Below are 17,131 nucleotides of genomic sequence, written 5' to 3' on the forward strand. Positions count from 1 at the left end.
GGCGCCTCCCTGTATCCAGTCCTCGCGACCACGCCCGGGACGGCTCTGTGGACCATGGAGTCCATTCCGACGGACCACGCTAACCCGGTTTCGGCCCGAGATCTGGGTCCACTTGACACCCGCGAACGGGAACCAGTTCACCGAAGAGTGCGAACCAGGGCGTCCAACGCACCCGCCCAGGCACTGGGGGACGGCGCGGCGAAGCCGATGGCCACGCCGTCACGGTCCGATGTGGACTCGGGGTGCCGGAAGAAGTCGAGGGGCTCGACCGTGACCTGTTCGCGCGCCGCGCGGCGCACGAGTTCGGCACCGGTTCGACCGGGCTGGTCGAGCACGATGTGCAGTCCGGCGGACATCCCGGTCACGCGCGCGGTCGGCGCGTGCCGGCCGATCGTCTCGACCAGCTGCTGACGTCGCCGGCGGTACTGCGCACGCATCGCGCGGATGTGCCGGTCGTACGCGCCCGACTCGATGAACTCGGTCATCGCCAACTGGTTGACGAACCCTACGGTCTCCTCGGTTTCCCCCTTCTGCTCGGCGACCGCGCCGACCAGGCGGTCCGGCAGGACGAGCCAGCCCAGGCGCAGTCCCGGCGCCAGCGACTTGCTCGCGGTGCCCAGGTAGATCACGTGATCGTGATCCAGACCCTGCAACGCGCCCACCGGCGACCGGTCGTAGCGAAACTCGCCGTCGTAGTCGTCCTCGATGATCAACGCACCCCGCCGCCGCGCCCAGTCCACGACCGCCGCCCGCCGGTCGGAGTGCAGCGCCACGCCCAACGGGAACTGGTGTGACGGCGTGAGCAGCACCGCGCCCGGACTCGGCGCCTGGTCGAGCGCCGAGAGGTCCGCGCCGTCGGAGTCGACCGGGAGCGAGACGGTGTCGATCCCGGCTTTCACCAACGCCTCGCGCTGGGTCGGCAGACCGAACTCCTCGACCGCCACCGTCGTGGCGCCGGCCTTCGCCAGCGCGGCGGCGACGAGCCGCAAACCCTCCGCGGCCCCGCTGCACACGACGACGCTGTCCGCTCGCACACGCAGTCCCCGGGCGCGAGCCAGGTAGCGGGCGACGGCCTCACGCAGTTCACTCCGGCCGTGCGGATCGGTGTACCCGAACGCTTCGAACGGCGCCGTGCTCACCGTCCGCTTCACCGCCCGAATCCACTCGTCCCGCGGGAACGACGACAGATCCGGCTGCCCGGGCCGCAGATTGTGCACCAGCTGCGGGCGTGCGACCGGCGGCCGCGGCCGTTCCCGTTCGGCCACGGGCTCCGGCGAACGCTGCGCCACCTCCGTGCCGGAACCGTGCACCCCGGTCAGCCATCCTTCGCTGATCAGCTCCGAGTACACACGGACGACCGTGTTCCGGCCCAGCCCGAGATCGGCGGCCAGCACACGACTCGAGGGCAGCCTCGTCCCCGGCGCCAGCCGGCCGGTGCGGATCGCCTCGCGGAACGCATCCATGAGCCCCGCTCGCACATTGCGGCCGATATGGCCCAGATGCAGGTCGAGGCCGGACGTCCGAGTACCGCCAGCCGCTTGCTCGGTCATGTCGGACAACGATACGGACCGGTCGCGCAACTGTGCCGTCGGCACAGGACTCACGAGTGAGGATCGTTGGCTTGGAGCGGGTCTCCGGTGTTGGAGACATAGACGACCAACAGCTTGGCCCGTTCGGTCGGGCTGGGATTCGCGGCGACGACGTGGTGGGCGCCCGGCTGTTCGAACCAGTTCTCGCCTTGGTGGTACGTGGTCGCGGGCTTGTCGTCGACCTGGCTTCGCACAGCGCCTTGCAGCACGTAGGCGTACACGAAAGCCTGACCGTGCCGGTGCGGCGGCGCAGCCGCACCTGGCGGGAAGTCCACGATCTGCGAGGTGAACGTCTTGCCCTCAGCGTTCGGAAGCGCTTGCTGGAGCAGGACACTCACCTGGGGCGGCGACGAGGTGGCCGTGCTCGCCGCGGGCATGCTCTCGTTGGCAGAGCCACAGGCTGTTGCGCCGGCCAGCGCGGCAATGGCCAGAAGACGACCGACGATGTGCGATGGAACCATGAGTGCTCCCACTTGCGGTCTGTTGACGAGGTGGATTCGGCGTTGCTCGACCTGATCGTTTGCTCACTGTCGACAGTTCGGTCGACGCAGAGGGCGAACGTGTCCACGGGCACGAGAGCCAGCGACGAAGACGCCCCACACGACCGACGCGATGTGCGGCGGGCCCCAGCAGCCGAACCGATCGGCGACGGCCGAGAGGAACCCAGCGCCAACGCCAGGAGCGCAAGCCCGGTCGCGACCGACCACACACGCTCCCGCAGGGCGACGGCCGTCAAGGACAGCTCCCTCGAGCGTCCCCCTTCCCCGCCAGCCATTGGCCCGCACAACCATCAGATCTCCCCTGGTAGACGCCTGGACGGGCGCGTTGCGCTCCGTGCCGAGTCGACGCGGCCGGCAACCGACGCGGCTCCGAAACTAGTCCGTTTTCGGCTCGGAACCTGGGTCCACTTGGCATCCGGGTACGGGAACCAATCGCGCGGGCGAACTCAGCGAAGAGCGCTGCCCGAGGAGGACGCGCGGTCCGATGGCCGAACAGGACCGTGCAGTCCAATGCGGCAGCGGCTGTGATCAAATGGGGTAGCTTGAGACCCGTGAGCACGCCGGAGGACGCACAGCCGGCGCGGAGGCTGACGCCACGTGGCGCCGCCACCCGCGCGCGCATCGTGGCGGCTGCTGTCGAGCTGATGTACGTGAAGGGCGTGAACGCGACCACGCTGGACGACGTCCGGGCCGCGAGCAATACCAGCAAGTCCCAGCTCTACAACCACTTCCCGGACAGGGAGGAACTGGTCCGGGCCGTCGTCGCCGCGCGTGCCGCGCAGGTCCTCGAGCGTGAACGCGGCTACCTTCAGCGCCTGAAGTCGTTCCGCGGTCTGGTCCGCTGGCGCGACGCGCTGGTGCAGCGAAACGCTTTGCAGAACGGCGCTTACGGCTGCGGGCTGGGCTCAATGGCCAGCGAGCTGGCGGACCAGGACGACCAGGCCCGCGCCACGCTCGCCGAGTCGTTCATGGAATGGGAAGGGCTGCTCGCCGCCGGCCTGCGGCGGATGCGGGAGAGCGGGACGCTCAGGCCGGACGCCGACCCGGCCAAGCTTGCCACGGGTCTGATGGCGGCCTTGCAAGGTGGGTACCTCCTCGCCGAGACCGCACACGACATCAAGCCCATGGAAATCGCCCTCGACATGGCGCTTGACCACGTGAAGTCGCTCCTCACGGCGTGACGGCATGGGTCCGGACGCGGCCGGGCGGCGATGTCCAGGGCAGCGATTATTGGACTAAATAGTCCCAATAGCGTTCGCAGTCTTCGGTGAACGCACCCACCCGAGTGGTTCCCGTTCCTGGATGCCAAGTGGACCCAGAATCCGAGCCGAAGCCGGTTAGCCTGAACCAACTGGACTGACGCGTCCAGAGACGTCTGGCGTGACGTCGACCGGAAGGCCTCGGCGGTCAGCGACCGCCGGCAAGTTCCCCTTGCCACTGGCCAGGAATCGACGCGACGCCACTGAGCTGTCCGATCAAGGCGACAACCCCAGTGGAGTGATCACCATGTCGGCACGTACAGCCCTGATCACCGGCGGTACCAGCGGGATCGGGAAGGCGACCGCCGAGATTCTGCACAACCGCGGTTACCGCGTCGCTGTCACCGGACAACGTCCGGAGAACGTCGCTCGGGCGCGGGCGGAACTGCCCGAAGATGTCCTGGTCCTGGCGGCTGACGCGCGCTCGCTCGCTGACACCGACCAGGTCGTGTCCGAAGTCGGAGCACGATTCGGAAGTCTGACGACGCTGTTCCTGAACGCCGGCGTCAGCCGTCCGATGAGGCTCGACACCTGCGACGAAGCCGCTTACGACGAGGTGTTCGCCGTCAACACCAAAGGGCAGTTCTTCACGCTGGTCAAGGCGCTGCCGCTGCTGGCCGACGGCGCTTCGGTCATTGTCACCGTGGGTATCGGAGCGACGCGTAGCCTGACCGGCAACAGCGTCACGGCCGGGTCACACGGCGCGTTGCTGGCCATGATCCCAACACTTGCCCTCGAACTCGCTCCCCGCCGCATCCGAGTCAACGCGGTCAGCCCGGGATTCACCGACACGCCCATGACGCGGACCTCGCTCCGCACGGTTTCCGATGACGTCGCGGCGACGATGGCGGCCATGGCGGAGAGGAACCCGTTCGGCCGCCTCGGCGTGCCTGCGGACATCGCCGGGACGGTCGCGTTCCTGGCTTCGGACGATGCCGCGTACGTCACGGGGCAAGAGATCGTGGTTTCCGGGGGCGCCGGGCTGGCCATCTGACCACACACGACATGGTCAATTCTCGACGGCCGGCGTGGCGTCACGCTGCCCGAGTGCACGTCCGCCGCAATGCCGGCACCGCCACAGCACGGTCGGGTGTGGTCCAGCGCGTGGGCGATGCTGACTGCCGGCACGGCAGCGCCGAGAATTCGGCCGTCAGCGTGCCGGCCAGCGAGCGGCCGCCGCTATGTTCGCCACGATGGTGATGACGCCGTCGAGCGCGGCGACCTGGATCGGACGCCACACACGCTGGTTGTCCCCGACCACCACACACAGACGGCTGCCCAACGCGGCGCAGAGTTGATCATGTTCGACCAGAATCGCCAGTCCTACCGAGCCGAGGAAGGTGACTTGGCTCAGGTCGAGCACTACTACTGCGGGTGGAGCGGCTACGGCCACGGCTTCGGCGGCACGCAACTGCTCGGCCGCGTGCTCGGCGGTGGCCAGGTCGATCTCACCGACCAGGCGGACCACCACAGCCGTGTCCATGTCACCGTCGTGCATACGCGCGGCAGCGGCGTCGGCGTCCGAAAGACCTTCAGAGTCGGTCACCGAAAGTCCTCCCTTGTGAACGCAGGGCTACTTGCCGAGCCCCGCCACGAGATTGATCACCGTGGCGATGATGACCGCGCCGAACAGGTAGGACAACAGCGCGTGACGCAGCGCGGTCCGACGGATCTCCCTGGTGGTCAGATCGGTGTCCGACACCTGGAAGGTCATGCCGATGGTGAACGCCAGGTACGCGAAATCACCGTACGAGGGCGGTTCGTCCTCGTTGAAGTCGACCCCACCCGCCGTGTCGCTGTAGTACAGACGCGCATACCTGGTCGTGAACACAGTGTGCACGGCAGCCCAAGCCACGCCCACCGCGCCGATGCTGACCAACGCCTGCACGGTCTCCGCCCCGGCACCCCCACCACCGGCCGACAGCAAAGCCCCCACGGCCACCAAGCTCGCCACCGCCGCCGCGAGCACCACCACATTGGCCACTGCCCGCCCCGGATCTTCACGCACCGCATGAGACTTGGTGCGCTCGGCCGACATCGGCCAGATGATCACCCACAGCCACAGCACGAACGTCCCCGCACCCGCGAGCCATCCGACGAGAAGGCCGTACCGCCACCCGGCGAACACCGTGCAGACCACGCCGACAATCGCCCCGAGCACGACCGAGGCGAGCGTTCGTATCCCAGCCGGCACATCGCTCCCACGTGGACCAGTCCGCATCTGGCCTCCCGTCTCTGATGGGCACGCCGACGTCCGCACGAAGCACCGGCCCAGTGCGAGGCCGGAACTACACCCGCCCAGGGTTCCCACCATCGCTGGCAGTGAAACTGCCGGAGCGACTTCGGACGTCACTCGGCGGAAGGTGCTGTGAACCGCCGGCCACCGGTTCAGCATGATCAAGCACGGGTTGCTGGTTGAGCCAGTCTCATGTTCTGACCGTCGACCTGTCGGGCCTGCGGATTCGCCGACAGGTCGAACGGGCACTCTCCCGGCGTGGAGAACCGTGCGGCGCAGGAGGAGACATGCCGGATGACGAACTGCCGCTGGCAAAACGCTTGATCCCATGGGCGTCGGCGCTGGTGCGGGCGGAGGTCGCCAGAAGGAAGGCCACGGCGCAGATAACGGAGGTGGGCGTCGGTGTCGTGGGCTGCGCTGCAGCGCTCGGCCTGAGCGCGCTGATCACCTATGCCGCGATGACGCTCGTTCAGCTCCTGGCGCCGTGTGTCGCCGTCTTGGTGGTCGCGATGGTGGTGCCGCTGAAGAAGGCGGATCAGCCGGTTGAGACCTCGGTGGGCGAAGGTGATGCCCGGGCAGGCGCCGGTGCCTCAGCAGGCGCGGCTTGAGGTGCTCGGCGCGGAGTGGTTCCCGCAGGAGCACGTTGTCCCACAGGTAGATCATCGCCGCCGCGAGGTAGTCGGCGGCCCGCCGGTACCGGTCCGCGGTCACGACAACCCGCTGAAGTTCGCCGGCGCGACACCCTCCATGTCACCGAGGGCCGGATCGGGCTGCACCGGCTGTCTCGGCAGGTCCAGGTTGATCTGGCCGGTCGGCGACGCGGCCTCGCCCCTCGCCTCGGCGCCGTGCTGTTCGATCAACGCCTTGAAGCGGGTGAGGTTGCCGCCGATCCGTACGGGCCCAGTCGCCCCGGCGGCCGCACCCGGGCCGTACCGCATCACCAGCGTCACTCGCGTAACGGTCTGGTTGATGGGCTGGAATACGACCACGCCGCCGTGCGGCACCCCGTCGACGGCGACCCAGGCCACCAGCTCGTCCGGGTGTTCGGCGATGATCTGGACATCGAACTCCCGCTCGACACCGGCGATCCTGGTCACCCAGTGAACCAGCGTGTCGTCGACTTGATCCACATGCTCGACGCCGTCCATGAAGGCCGGAAAGGACTCGAACCGTGTCCACTGGGTATAGACGGTCCGCACCGGCACATCAACGTCGATGAACTTCGCGATCGTGGTCATGTAGTGCGGATACCCGGCGCGAACCCGCTGAACCAGGCAGTCCGCGCGGAGGGTCGCGCTCTCGACGTCGTCGGTCCGCCCGACCGCAAGCTGCGGAACATGCAGTTCCAGCGCGGCCAGGTTCGCCGCCCATGCCAGAGCTGGCTACCTGGTCAGCGTCGCGATGGCGGCCGCGTAGCCGCCGTCGGTGGCGGTCAAGGTGACCGATGTCCAGTTGCCGGTCGGGGTGGTGTAGGTGAACGAGGGCGAGGTGGCCGGTCCCGTTGCCGGGACGGTAAGGGTGGCGACCGTCGCAGCGCTGTTGTCGCGGACCGTGATGGTGCCGCCGGCGTTGTTCACCGTGTTGCCCAGCGCGTCGGTCACGCTCACCTTGGCGTTGAACGACTTGTTAGGGCCGATACCGCTCACCGTGCAGGTGAACAGGCACGATTGCGACACTGTTCCGTTGGTTGCCGATACCGATGTCCAGGCCAGGTTGGCTGGGGCGCCGGGGGAGACGGTGATGCTGGCGGTTGTCGCGGTGAGTGTCCCGTCGCTGACCTTCAGCGTCGTGGTCTCGGCGCTCACCAGTGTGATCGACACGGTCGCGGTGCCGTTGGCGGCGAAGGTGACCGGGTTGGCTGGATAGCTGGGTTTCTGTCCGGCGGGCGCGGCGTTCGGCCCTGAGAACGTCAGCGTTTTCGCGCCGCTGTAGCCGGTGGCCTGGTTCTGATAGGCGTCCAGCGCGCTGACCGTCAGGGCGAACGCGGTGCCGGCGGTCGGCGATCCGGGCTGCGTCATGGCCAACTGGGTCGCGGCCGCGCCCTGCACGGTGAACGGCGCCGACGTCCCGGTGTTGGTGCCGTCGCGCACAGTGAGCGTGACGGTCTGCGCGAGAAAGCAGGTGATCGGGAGGTTGGACGCGATACCGGCGGTGAACGTGACCGGGTTGGCCGGATAGCTGGGGACCTGGCCGGTCAGCGCGGTGCCCGGCCCCGACCAGGTGAGGGTCTTGGTCCCGCTGTAGCCGGTGGCGGTGTTCTGGTAGGCGTCCTGCGCGGTGACGGTCACCGGTTGCGGTGTGCCGGCTGTGCGTGTCGAACCCGTGGACACTGCGAAGCCGCTTGCGTTGCCGGGGTTCACGGTGAGCGCGATGCTGCCGGACGCGTTGGGCCCGGACACGGTCAGCGTCGGCGTTTCCGCCCGGAACAGCGTCATCGGCACCGAGGCCACGCCACCCGTGAACGTCACGGACGTGTTCCCGTTGGCGTAGAGGGGAACCGTGCCGTTGGGCGCGGTTCCGGGGCCGCTGAACACCAGCGTCTTCGCTCCACTGTAGACGGTGTCGGTCTGACCGGCCGTCGTCGCGGTGATGGTCACGGTGCTGGCCGTGCCGGCGGTGAGGGTGGTGCCGCCGGAGGGTGTCAGCGTGAACGTGTCGGTGGCGGTGATCGCATTGGCGCGGGGACTTTCCGGGCCGTGCCACGCGGCCAGCACCGGGGTGACCGTGTAGTACCACGTGCCGGCCGGCACCGCGGTCTCGGTGCACGATGTGGCGGCGACCGGGACGGCCGCGCAACCGCCGTGGGCGGCGGCGACCGCGGTTCCGCCGGTGGCCGTCGGGTATCGGTTGATCAGGTAGCCGGAGACCTGGCGGCCGCCCACGGTGGTGGCCGCCGCCCAGGTCACGGTCGCGGTGCTGCCGGCCAGGTTGGCCGTGGGCTGCGCGCCCGTGGCGACCGAGTCCGCGCGGGACACCGCCGGCACATTGGCCGCCTGCGCCGTCCAGTACGCCCATGCCGCGCCGGCCAGCGTGAACAGGCCCAGCCCGATGCCGGCGGCCAGCAGCACGATCCTTTTGTTGATCGACATCATTTCCGCACCGTCACCGTGACTGGAAGGGAGAACGACTGACCCTGGCAGGTGGTGGCCGATGTCGTGTCCATCGACACCGCGCCGGCCAGGTCGAGCACCGTGGACTGGCTGGGGGGCAACGTGAACTGCGCGGCGCTGAAGTCGGTGGGCGCGGTGAACACGATGCCGGTGGGTGCGCAGTTGTTGGCGGCCTGTGCCGGGCCGGTCGCGGCGATCGCGATGACCTGCACGGGATAGCCGTTGGGGTTGTTCACCTTCACGACCGCGTCGGCCGTCCCGCCGGGATAGAGCGTGTTCTGGGCGGTTTCGCCGGTCAGGGCGGCGGCATTGATCGTCATCGTGCCGGTGCTGGCGGCGCCGGACCCGGCGGCGGCGGTGCTCCAGTAGGCGTAGGCGATTCCGGTGCCGGCCAGCGACGCTGCGGTCGCCACGAGCAGGACACGTACCGCGCGGTGGCCGGCCATCGAGGTCACGATCCCTGTCCCTGTCCGGTGCCGGTGTATGCCAGGGACACCGTCACGTTCCGGCACCTGTCCTGGTTGACCGGTCGGTCGATCATGCCGATTCGGGGCAGCGCGGTGGCCGCCACACCCAGCTGGGTCAGCGACGCGGTCTGGTTCGCGCCGATGGTCAACGGATAGCTGCCGGCGTACTGGGTGGTGCTGAAATTGGACGCGTCGCAGGCCGTGCCCGCGCTGGAACCGGTGACCGCCACGGTCAGGACGCTGATCGCGATCGCCTGGTTGTTGGTGTTGCGCAGGGTCAGGTTCAGCGGCAGCGGCGGACTGCCGGGGGCGAGCTTGCCGGCCAGGTCGCCGGAGATCACGAACGGCTGGTGCCCGGGGTTCGCCGACTGCTGGCCGCCGGCCGCCGTAGCCACCGCGACCGTGCCGCCGGCGATCAGGCCACCGGCCAGCGCGCACGATGCGACCAGGATGACGTTGCGGCGGCTCGCGCTGCGCATCACTTGTCCCCGTTCGGTTCGGTTTGATGGGCGACGCCTGAATGGGCGACGCCTGAGGGGTGGGGCCGGCCGGAGGGCTGCCCCACCCGGACGGCGGTCAGTTGGTGCTGTAGGCCAGGTTCACGGTCGCGCCCTTGCAGGCGTCCTGGTTGCTGGCGGTCTTGTCGTTGAAGCCCAAGGTCGCGCCGGTGAACGTGATGGTCTGCCCCGGCGTCAGGTCCGTGTTGACCGTCATGGCCGGGTTGGACAGCGTGTAGTCGGTCGCGTCACACGTGCCCGCGGCGGCGCCCGCCGCCTTGGTCACCGACGCGATGGACACCGTGACGGTGTTGACGTAGGCGTTGTTGGCGGCGGTGTTCTTCACCGTGCCGCTGATCGGTTCGGCCGCCACGCCCGGCGCGAGGTCGGTCGGCGCGCTGGTCTGGGTGACGGTCAGGCTGCTGGCGCCGCTGGAGGTCGATCCGGTGCCGGTGCCGCTGCCGGTGGTGGACCAGTACGCGAACGCGACACCGCCGCCCAGCGCGGTCATGACCACGGCCCCCGCCGCGACGAGCTTGGCCCTCCTGCTGAACTTGCTCATGCGAGAACTCCCTGAATAGCCGGATTTGTGTTCGTCCCTCGGCGGTGTGCGCTGCGAGGCGCCTGTCGTCCGCTGCCAGGGACATCGCGCATTCGGGCGACCGCGCACCGGTTGAGCGGGGTTATGAACCGAACGACGACACGACTGCGAGCGATCGGCCGACACTGTCGGCCGATCGACCTACACGCGGCGCCCAGGCACGTCAGGGACGCGGGCCGGGTCTGCGGTCCGGACCGAGCACACGGATTCGGTCGCCGAGCAGTTCCTCGATGGCAGCGCCAAACCGGTGCCACGGGTTTCCGCGACCGGCGCGACACGATGTGACGGATGATGAGCCCCAGACACACCATCCATAGTGGACGCACCGCCGGACCGAACTCCGCGACAGGATCATCCCCGCTGCGCTCTGGGCCGAGCCGGCCGCCACGGTGCGGTCGACGCCTGCCGCGCATGAACGTGGACCTGAGCGTGGCTGGCCAGACGGTGGTAGGCGGCGACGACTTGACGCGCCGTCTCGTAGCTGACCCATCGGTCCCGCGGCGGTGAGTGGGCCATTTTACGACGCTGACGTCATGTGGGCAGGCGGCCGCGTGTGCGGCCTCTTATTCGGGCAACTCCCTCCGATGAAGAATCGGTTTCGTGCTCGACAGAAATTCGGAGGAGAGGCAGTGCCAGGAACCCGTCGTGTGACGTCGCGGCGTACTGAAACCGTCAAGCAGGAGAAGGAAAGTGGCACCTCCCTGCGCGTTCCCGTGCCGATCGTGGGCATGCGGGTGACCGATGTGCATCTGCCCCCGTTGCCGGGTGAGGACGCCCTTGCGAAAGTCCGTTCGGCGCTGCCCTCACCGCCGAGCCTGGCGTTCATCGCCGGCCTCGCCGTCATGGGCATCCTCAGCATCCTGGAGTGGCCGGTGGTGGTGGTCGCCGTGGCCGGCGTGACGCTGACCGACCGGATGGCGCGCAAGCAGGCCCACATCCAGCAGCAGCCTGAAGGCCCCGAGGGTTCCGCCAGCGACGCGGGCGATGAGTGATGAACAGTCGGCTGTACGCGGCCTCCGTCGACCACGTCGTCCTGTGAGACTGACCATGTGCCCGCGTCGCGAAAGGCGGCGAGGGTGACAACGATCGGGCAAGCCGTGGGCGCGTTCATCGCGACCAACATCGACGGCTTCTTGGTGCTGCTGCTGCTTGTGGCCCGCGCCGCCGGCCGGGCCGGCGGTCTCGCCAAGGTGTTTTTCGGTCAGTTTCTGGGATTTGCCGGCATCCTCGTCCTGTCGGGCGTGGCCGCGCTGGTGATCAGCGGACTACCGGACGACGTGCGTCCGTGGCTTGGCTTGCCGGCAATCGCACTCGGGATCCGAGCCGCGTTGCAACTGCGTCGGGGCCAAGGCAGTCCGGCACTGGCCGCGGGTCCCAGCGTGCTGAGTGCCGCCACCATCACGTTCACCAAGGGCGGTGACAACATCAGCGTGTACGTCCCGATCTTCGCGGTGGTCGGCTTGACCGCAACCTGTACGTACGTTGTGGTCTTCCTGGTGCTGCTCGCCCTGATGTGCGGAGCCGGGTGGTTGATCGCTACGAAGACGGTCGTCGCACCGCTGCTGGCGCAGTGGGGGCCCGTGCTGCTGCCCGCCGTCCTGATCGGGGCTGGAGTCCTGGTGATTGCCCAGGAGTTGTGGTTTGACTAGGTGGCAGCCGACGTTCGCCTGGGTTGGGAGACAGGAGAGCATCCCCGTCTGTGACAGCCGCGCCATGCGAACTCCCGCACTCGCTCGACAGCCCTGGTCCCGCCGGCGCCCACGACCAGCACGACTGTCACAAACTCCCCCGCTGTCCGGTCTTCGCTGGTGACGACGACCGTGAGGAGATTTCAGTGACAGAACGGTTTCCAGCGCCGGAGCAGGGTCTGATCGTGACGCACTTCCTGACCGTGCGCGACGTCCGGGTCTCGCGCGAGTTCTACGCCGACGTCTTCGGCGGGCACGTCGTGCTGGCCGAGAACCCCGCCACCGTGCGCGTCGCCAACACGTGGATCATCATGAACCCCGGCGGCGGCCCCACCCCGGACAAGCCGGACGTGACCCTGACCGCACCCGAGCCCGGCGACCCGGTGTCGGCGTTCCTCAACGTCCGCGTGGCCGACATCGCGGAGTTCCACGCCCAGGCCCGCGCGAAGGGCGCAGAGTTCCTGACCGAGCCGCAGGACCGCGGGGCCGAGGTGCGGTGCTACCTCCGCGACCCGGACGGCTATCTGATCGAGATCGGCCAGACCACCGGTCTGCTCACCAGGTGAACGCCGGCGGGCTCGCACCCGCCGGCAGCCGTCAGTCCATGAAGTACGAGTCGTGCCGGTCGAGGAAGTCGGCGCGCTCGTCCGCCGAGATCGGGCCGATCTTCTCGAAGTACTCCTCGCGGCGCGCCAGGCGTGAACAGCAGCAGCATCTCGGCCGGAGAGTCGGCGTCGTCGCGGAAGGCGTGCAGCCCGCCCTGCGGCATGTGGAGGAAGTCGCCGGCCTGGCCCTCGATCCACTCCTGCCCGTCGAACAGCCGAACCGTGCCGTCGAGGATGTAGAAGGACTCCGAGATCGTCCGATGAAAATGCGTGCTCGGCCCACCGGCCCGCGGCTTCATCATCACGCGGTACAGGCCGAACTCGCCGCGCGTCAGCTCGGTGGTCGCCAGGTAGTGCATGCCGTCCCCGGGCGCGCCGAGGTCGGGTGGGGTGTCGGCCGCGCGGCGCGTACGAGGAGGAGATCGCCAAGGCCTTCACGGACACGCTGCGCGAGCTGGCACACCCGGACCCGGAGGCGGCCGCCCGGACGATTTCCCTGCTTGTCGACGGGTCCGTGGCGCACTCGATCGTCTACGGCGACTCCACGCCCATCAAGGACGCGCGCCGCATGGTGGAGATGTTGCTGGACCGTTCGTCCTGATCGGGTCAGGCGAAGCTGTAGCCGATGGATCCTGGTTCCCGCAGCGGTGTCGCGAGGAGAATCCCTGTATCCCGAAGCGAAGAGCAGGGACAGGAGACCATGGCTGACACCTCGACCCTGACGGCTTTCCCGTTCACGACGCCACCGAGCCTGAGCACGGACCCCGACGGCCTACGCCTGCTCGCCGAGGGCGCCATGGCCAGAGCGCGGATGACCAACGACGGCCAACAGGTGTGGCTGGCACTCGGCTACCACGCCAATCGCCAATGCTTGGGCGATCCCCGTCTGCTGCGCGAGCCGGCCACCCGACCGGGCAGTCCGGTCACGATTCCGTCGGTGGTCGGCGTCACCGATGTGCTCGCCGTGATGGACCCGCCCCGGCACACCCGAGTCCGCCGACTCCAGGCGGCCGCGTTCACCCCGCGCACGGTCGAACGCCTGACACCCCGCATCCAGACGCTGCTCGACCAACTGCTCGACGAACTGGCCGCCCAGGACGGCCCGGTCGACCTGATCCCCGCGTTCATCGCTCCCCTGCCGATCACCGTCATCGGCGAACTGCTCGGCATTCCCGAGTCCGACCGCTCCCGGCTGCGCGGCTGGGCGGCCACGCTGATGAGCGACCTGCCGTTGGAGGAGGTCGGCCGGGCACACCAGGAGGTCGCCGCCTACCTGGCCGAACTGATCGCCCGCAAGCGCGTCGAACCCGGCGAGGACCTGACCACCGCGCTCGTCACCGTGCACGACGAGGACGGCGACCGGCTGACCGAGCCGGAGCTGATCATCAACCTCCAGACACTGATGATGGCCGGCCACGAGACCACCCTCAACCAACTCGCCAACGGCATCGTGGCGCTGTCGCGCAACCCCGACCAGCTCGACCTGCTGCGCTCGGACCCGTCGTTGGCCGGCAACGCGGTCGAGGAGCTGTTGCGCTACGACAAGCTGCTCCACTCGATCATGCCGAAGATCGCGGGCGAGGACCTGGAGATCGAGGGCTATCCGATCCGCGAGGGCGAGGCGGTGATCTGCGTCCCGAACATCGCCAACCGGGACCCGGCCGTGTTCGAACGGCCGAACCAGCTCGACGTCACCCGGGCCAACGCGTCCGCCCACCTCAGCTTCAGCCACGGCGTGCACTTCTGCCTCGGCGCCAACCTGGCCAGGACCGAGCTGCAGGCGGCGCTCACCGCGTTGGTCACGCGTCTGCCCGGCCTGCGCCTCGCGGTCCCCGACGACGAACTACGGTGGCGGGAGGGCGCACTCACCCGGACCCTGCTGAGTCTGCCCGTGACCTGGTGATCCGTCGTCCCGACGATGCCGACGTCACCCCGGATCGGCGGGGCGACGTCGACATCGTCGGCGACGGGGTCAGGACACCGAGAGACTGGCGTCGTCGAGCACGAACGACGTCTGCAGGCCGGAATCCTCGACGCCGGTGAACTTGACGGTGATCGCCTTGCCGGCGTACGCCGACAGGTCGTAGGTGTGCTGGACGTAGCCGGTGCCGTGGTCGAGGTTGGAGAAGGTCGCCAGGGTGCCGAGCACCGCGCCGGAGCTGCCCAGGACCTGCGCGGTCAGCTTGTCGTACTGGGTGGACGTGGTGGTCTCGGCGGTGTCGACGTGCAGCCAGAAGCCGAGCCGGTAGGTGGCGCACCCGGTCGGCAGCGTGACGGTCTGCGCCAGCGTGTCGGTGTGGGAGCTGCCATACCCGTCGAGCCAGGCGTACCAGGATCCGCCGTGCGGGGATTCGCCGCTGTCGTTGGAGACCACGCCGGAGGTCGCGGTCCACGGGGTGGCGACGCCGGTCTCGAAGCCGGGGTTGCCGAGCAGCTGCGCTGCGGTGCAGCCGCCGGAGGCGGGGCTGACCGTCCAGCTGAAGGTGGTCGAGCCGCTGGCATGCGTGGTGTCGGTGGCGGTGACGGTCACGCTGCTGGTGCCGGCCGTCGTCGGGGTGCCGGAGATCAGGCCGGTGGACGAGTTGATCGACAGGCCCGACGGGAGGCCGGTGGCGGTGTAGGTCAGCGTCTGGCCGGACGCGGAGTCGGTGGCCGAGATCGGCAGACTCGCGGCGGCGCCGACGGTTCCGTTCTGATTGCCCGGATTCGTCACGGTCACGGTGTTCCCGGCGACCGGATTGACCGTCCAGCCGAAGGTGGTGGATCCGCTCGGGCCGGTCGAGTCGGTCGCGGTGACGGTCACGGTGCTGGTGCCGGCCGTGGTCGGGGTGCCCGAGATCAGGCCGGTCGACGAGTTGATCGACAGGCCCGCGGGCAAACCCGTCGCGGCGTAGGAAAGAGTGCCGGTGGCGGTGTCCGTCGCGGAGATCTGGACGCTCGCGGCGGAGCCGACGGTTCCGGTCTGGTTGCCGGGGTTGGTCACGGTCACGCTGCCGGTCTGGCCGGCGAAGATGTCGGTGATCGGCGTCGCCGAGGCGCTGGCGCCGGCCCGCGGCAGGCCGTAGGCGTCCTCCAGCGTGCGCAGGACGTTGTAGTGGTTGATCGTCTCGCTGTAGCTGCCCGCGGTCACGCCGGCGCCGGTGATGATCGTCGGGATCTGGTTGTTCGCGCTGTTGTCGTCCTCGTCCCAGGTGACGACGAGCAGGCTGTTGTGCGTCTTCGCCCACTGGGCATAGGTGTCGATGTGGCTGCGCAGCCAGGTGTCGCCCTGCTGCACGGTGCCGTCGTGCATGTCGTCCTGGAGGTTGGGGACCACGAACGACACCGTCGGCAGCGTGCTGAAGTCGCTGGGGAAGCTGGTGAACGGCTGGTTGGAGGCCGCCGGCACGCTGGGGAAGTTCACCCACGGGTTGTGCTTGCGGGCGTAGTTGCCGCTGGTGCAGCCGGTGTAGCCGGCCGAGGGCATCGACTCCGAGTAGCCGGTGAAGGTCAGGCCGGCGGCGATCGCCTCCTGGCCGAGGTTGGCGCCGCTGAAGGTGTGCGGGCACGAGTCGTCGGACAGGCCCTGCGTCGAACCGGAGAAGATGGCCAGGTAGTTCGGCTCGCTCGGGTGGGTGACCGCGAACGACTGGCTGAACGACGCGCCGCCCGCGGCCAGCGAGTTGATGTAGGGCGCGCTGGAGCTGCCGATGACGTCGCCGAACGAGTGGTTCTCCTCCATCACCACGACGACGTGGTCCGGGCGGGGAATCGCGGTCGGGGCGGCCGGCAGGGCCGGCGCGGCCCCGGCCGTGAACCCGACCAGCGCGGTCGCCGCGCACGCCGCGACCAACAGCCGTCTGAGCATGGTTTCTCCTTGTGGGAAGCCGAATCCGGTGGGTGTGCCGGCAGGCAGCGTAAGTGTCGTCGGCGATAACTTCGACAGTCGTGTAGTAGTCGACGACCGAATGGAGCATCGCCCGCTTTTCACCGTTGACGGCGAGCACGCACTGTTCAGCAGCGCCACGCCTGGAGTTCTCCCGGTGGCACGGCGGCGGACAGCTGGGGTCGAGCGCGCCGAGCACTCCCCCGCCGCGACACGAGGAGGGCTCGCGCCGGTCGACACGGTCCTGGACCGCCCGGCCTGGTCAGCTGGTCCGGCGCCGACGGCTCACGAGGTGAGGTCGATATCGACGCCGATCTGCCGCAGCCGGGCGCGGATCAGCTTCCGCACGAGCGCCTTAAGCAGCGGTTGGTCGTGGGAGAAGTGCAGCGAGCTCTTGGTGTGTTCGTAGTCGGCGAGGTCGTCGCCGAGTTCGGCCAGCACCGAGCCGCTGTGGGGAAGGTAGCTGAGGTGCTTGGTGAAGGCCGCGAACCCGGCGACGACCCGGCCGTCGACCTTGAACGCGGGCATGCCGTAGGAGATGCACTCCTGGGCGTCGGGCAGTAGCCCTCGAATGTCCGACCGCAGCCGCTGCAGCGTCCGCCGCTGCGGTTCGGCGAGTTCGGCCAGGTAGGCGTCGATATCGGCGGCTGCCACACCTCACCATACGGCCGATCCCGACAGCGGGCTCACGTTGACACTGTCATATAACAGTGT

The 17,131-nt window shown here is 68.8% G+C and carries 19 protein-coding genes and 1 pseudogene; 7 read left to right on the forward strand and 13 right to left on the reverse strand.

What is annotated here, in order from left to right:
* Positions 1–137: 137 nt before the first annotated feature.
* Together pdxR and BCF44_RS34805 are read right to left on the reverse strand one after the other, a co-directional pair.
* A complete protein-coding gene (gene pdxR / locus BCF44_RS34800; protein WP_116178832.1) occupies positions 138–1,550 on the reverse strand; it encodes a MocR-like pyridoxine biosynthesis transcription factor PdxR in 1,413 nt (470 codons plus the stop codon).
* Positions 1,551–1,600: 50 nt separating this feature from the next.
* A complete protein-coding gene (locus BCF44_RS34805) occupies positions 1,601–2,050 on the reverse strand; it encodes a cupin domain-containing protein (protein WP_116178685.1) in 450 nt (149 codons plus the stop codon).
* A 590-nt stretch (positions 2,051–2,640) separates the two neighbouring features.
* Here BCF44_RS34805 and BCF44_RS34810 point away from each other — a divergent pair.
* Together BCF44_RS34810 and BCF44_RS34815 are read left to right on the forward strand one after the other, a co-directional pair.
* Entirely contained in the window at positions 2,641–3,270 is a 630-nt protein-coding gene (locus BCF44_RS34810) for a TetR/AcrR family transcriptional regulator (protein WP_211353344.1), read from the forward strand.
* A 325-nt stretch (positions 3,271–3,595) separates the two neighbouring features.
* Positions 3,596–4,342, forward strand: a complete 747-nt coding sequence (locus BCF44_RS34815) for an SDR family oxidoreductase (RefSeq protein ID WP_116178834.1) — start codon at positions 3,596–3,598, stop codon at positions 4,340–4,342.
* Positions 4,343–4,498: 156 nt separating this feature from the next.
* Here BCF44_RS34815 and BCF44_RS34820 read toward each other — a convergent pair whose 3' ends face one another.
* From BCF44_RS34820 to BCF44_RS34855, 8 genes and pseudogenes are all read right to left on the reverse strand, one after another.
* Positions 4,499–4,894, reverse strand: a complete 396-nt coding sequence (locus tag BCF44_RS34820; protein ID WP_147328739.1) for an STAS domain-containing protein — start codon at positions 4,892–4,894, stop codon at positions 4,499–4,501.
* A 27-nt stretch (positions 4,895–4,921) separates the two neighbouring features.
* A complete protein-coding gene (locus tag BCF44_RS34825) occupies positions 4,922–5,701 on the reverse strand; it encodes a DUF1345 domain-containing protein (protein WP_211353345.1) in 780 nt (259 codons plus the stop codon).
* 413 nt (positions 5,702–6,114) lie between these two features.
* Positions 6,115–6,295 (reverse strand): annotated as a pseudogene (locus BCF44_RS57945) (phosphoketolase family protein); the annotation flags it as partial.
* The gene (locus BCF44_RS34835) at positions 6,292–6,822 is read right to left on the reverse strand and encodes an SRPBCC family protein (protein ID WP_116178688.1); all 531 of its coding nucleotides are present in this window, start codon (positions 6,820–6,822) and stop codon (positions 6,292–6,294) included. The gene BCF44_RS34835 and the pseudogene BCF44_RS57945, both read right to left, overlap by 4 nt.
* 144 nt (positions 6,823–6,966) lie before the next feature.
* Entirely contained in the window at positions 6,967–8,676 is a 1,710-nt protein-coding gene (locus tag BCF44_RS34840) for a hypothetical protein (RefSeq protein ID WP_147328740.1), read from the reverse strand.
* Positions 8,673–9,149: a hypothetical protein gene (locus BCF44_RS34845; RefSeq protein ID WP_116178690.1), complete on the reverse strand. Its 477-nt coding sequence runs from the start codon at positions 9,147–9,149 to the stop codon at positions 8,673–8,675. Before BCF44_RS34845 ends, BCF44_RS34840 begins: the two co-directional genes overlap by 4 nt.
* A complete protein-coding gene (locus tag BCF44_RS34850; protein WP_116178691.1) occupies positions 9,146–9,640 on the reverse strand; it encodes a hypothetical protein in 495 nt (164 codons plus the stop codon). Before BCF44_RS34850 ends, BCF44_RS34845 begins: the two co-directional genes overlap by 4 nt.
* Positions 9,641–9,737: 97 nt before the next feature.
* A complete protein-coding gene (locus BCF44_RS34855; protein ID WP_116178692.1) occupies positions 9,738–10,220 on the reverse strand; it encodes a hypothetical protein in 483 nt (160 codons plus the stop codon).
* A gap of 686 nt (positions 10,221–10,906) precedes the next feature.
* On the opposite strand from BCF44_RS34855, the gene BCF44_RS34860 reads away from it, so the two are divergent.
* The 3 genes from BCF44_RS34860 (at position 10,907) to BCF44_RS34870 (ending at position 12,513) form a co-directional block, all read left to right on the forward strand.
* On the forward strand, positions 10,907–11,251 hold the full coding sequence (locus tag BCF44_RS34860; protein WP_147328741.1) for a hypothetical protein: 345 nt from the start codon (positions 10,907–10,909) through the stop codon (positions 11,249–11,251).
* A gap of 84 nt (positions 11,252–11,335) precedes the next feature.
* Positions 11,336–11,908, forward strand: a complete 573-nt coding sequence (locus tag BCF44_RS34865; RefSeq protein ID WP_116178835.1) for a cadmium resistance transporter — start codon at positions 11,336–11,338, stop codon at positions 11,906–11,908.
* A 185-nt stretch (positions 11,909–12,093) separates the two neighbouring features.
* Positions 12,094–12,513, forward strand: coding sequence for a VOC family protein (locus BCF44_RS34870; protein ID WP_116178694.1), 420 nt, complete (start codon positions 12,094–12,096; stop codon positions 12,511–12,513).
* Here BCF44_RS34870 and BCF44_RS34875 read toward each other — a convergent pair.
* The gene (locus BCF44_RS34875; RefSeq protein ID WP_211353346.1) at positions 12,468–12,911 is read right to left on the reverse strand and encodes a cupin domain-containing protein; all 444 of its coding nucleotides are present in this window, start codon (positions 12,909–12,911) and stop codon (positions 12,468–12,470) included. The two genes, BCF44_RS34870 and BCF44_RS34875, sit on opposite strands and share 46 nt — an antisense overlap.
* A 26-nt stretch (positions 12,912–12,937) precedes the next feature.
* On the opposite strand from BCF44_RS34875, the gene BCF44_RS34880 reads away from it, so the two are divergent.
* Positions 12,938–13,153 (forward strand): TetR family transcriptional regulator C-terminal domain-containing protein, encoded by a 216-nt coding sequence (locus BCF44_RS34880; protein ID WP_116178695.1) that lies wholly within the window; start codon positions 12,938–12,940, stop codon positions 13,151–13,153.
* Positions 13,154–13,252: 99 nt separating this feature from the next.
* On the forward strand, positions 13,253–14,455 hold the full coding sequence (locus tag BCF44_RS34885; RefSeq protein ID WP_116178696.1) for a cytochrome P450: 1,203 nt from the start codon (positions 13,253–13,255) through the stop codon (positions 14,453–14,455).
* Positions 14,456–14,524: 69 nt separating this feature from the next.
* Here the strand turns inward: BCF44_RS34885 and BCF44_RS57950 are convergent, their stop codons facing one another.
* Entirely contained in the window at positions 14,525–16,399 is a 1,875-nt protein-coding gene (locus BCF44_RS57950) for an alkaline phosphatase family protein (RefSeq protein WP_116178697.1), read from the reverse strand.
* Between the two features lie 303 nt (positions 16,400–16,702).
* A complete protein-coding gene (locus BCF44_RS34895; RefSeq protein WP_116178698.1) occupies positions 16,703–17,071 on the reverse strand; it encodes an iron chaperone in 369 nt (122 codons plus the stop codon).
* Positions 17,072–17,131: the final 60 nt, after the last annotated feature.

This window comes from Kutzneria buriramensis, assembly GCF_003387475.1.
Classification (GTDB): domain Bacteria; phylum Actinomycetota; class Actinomycetes; order Mycobacteriales; family Pseudonocardiaceae; genus Kutzneria; species Kutzneria buriramensis.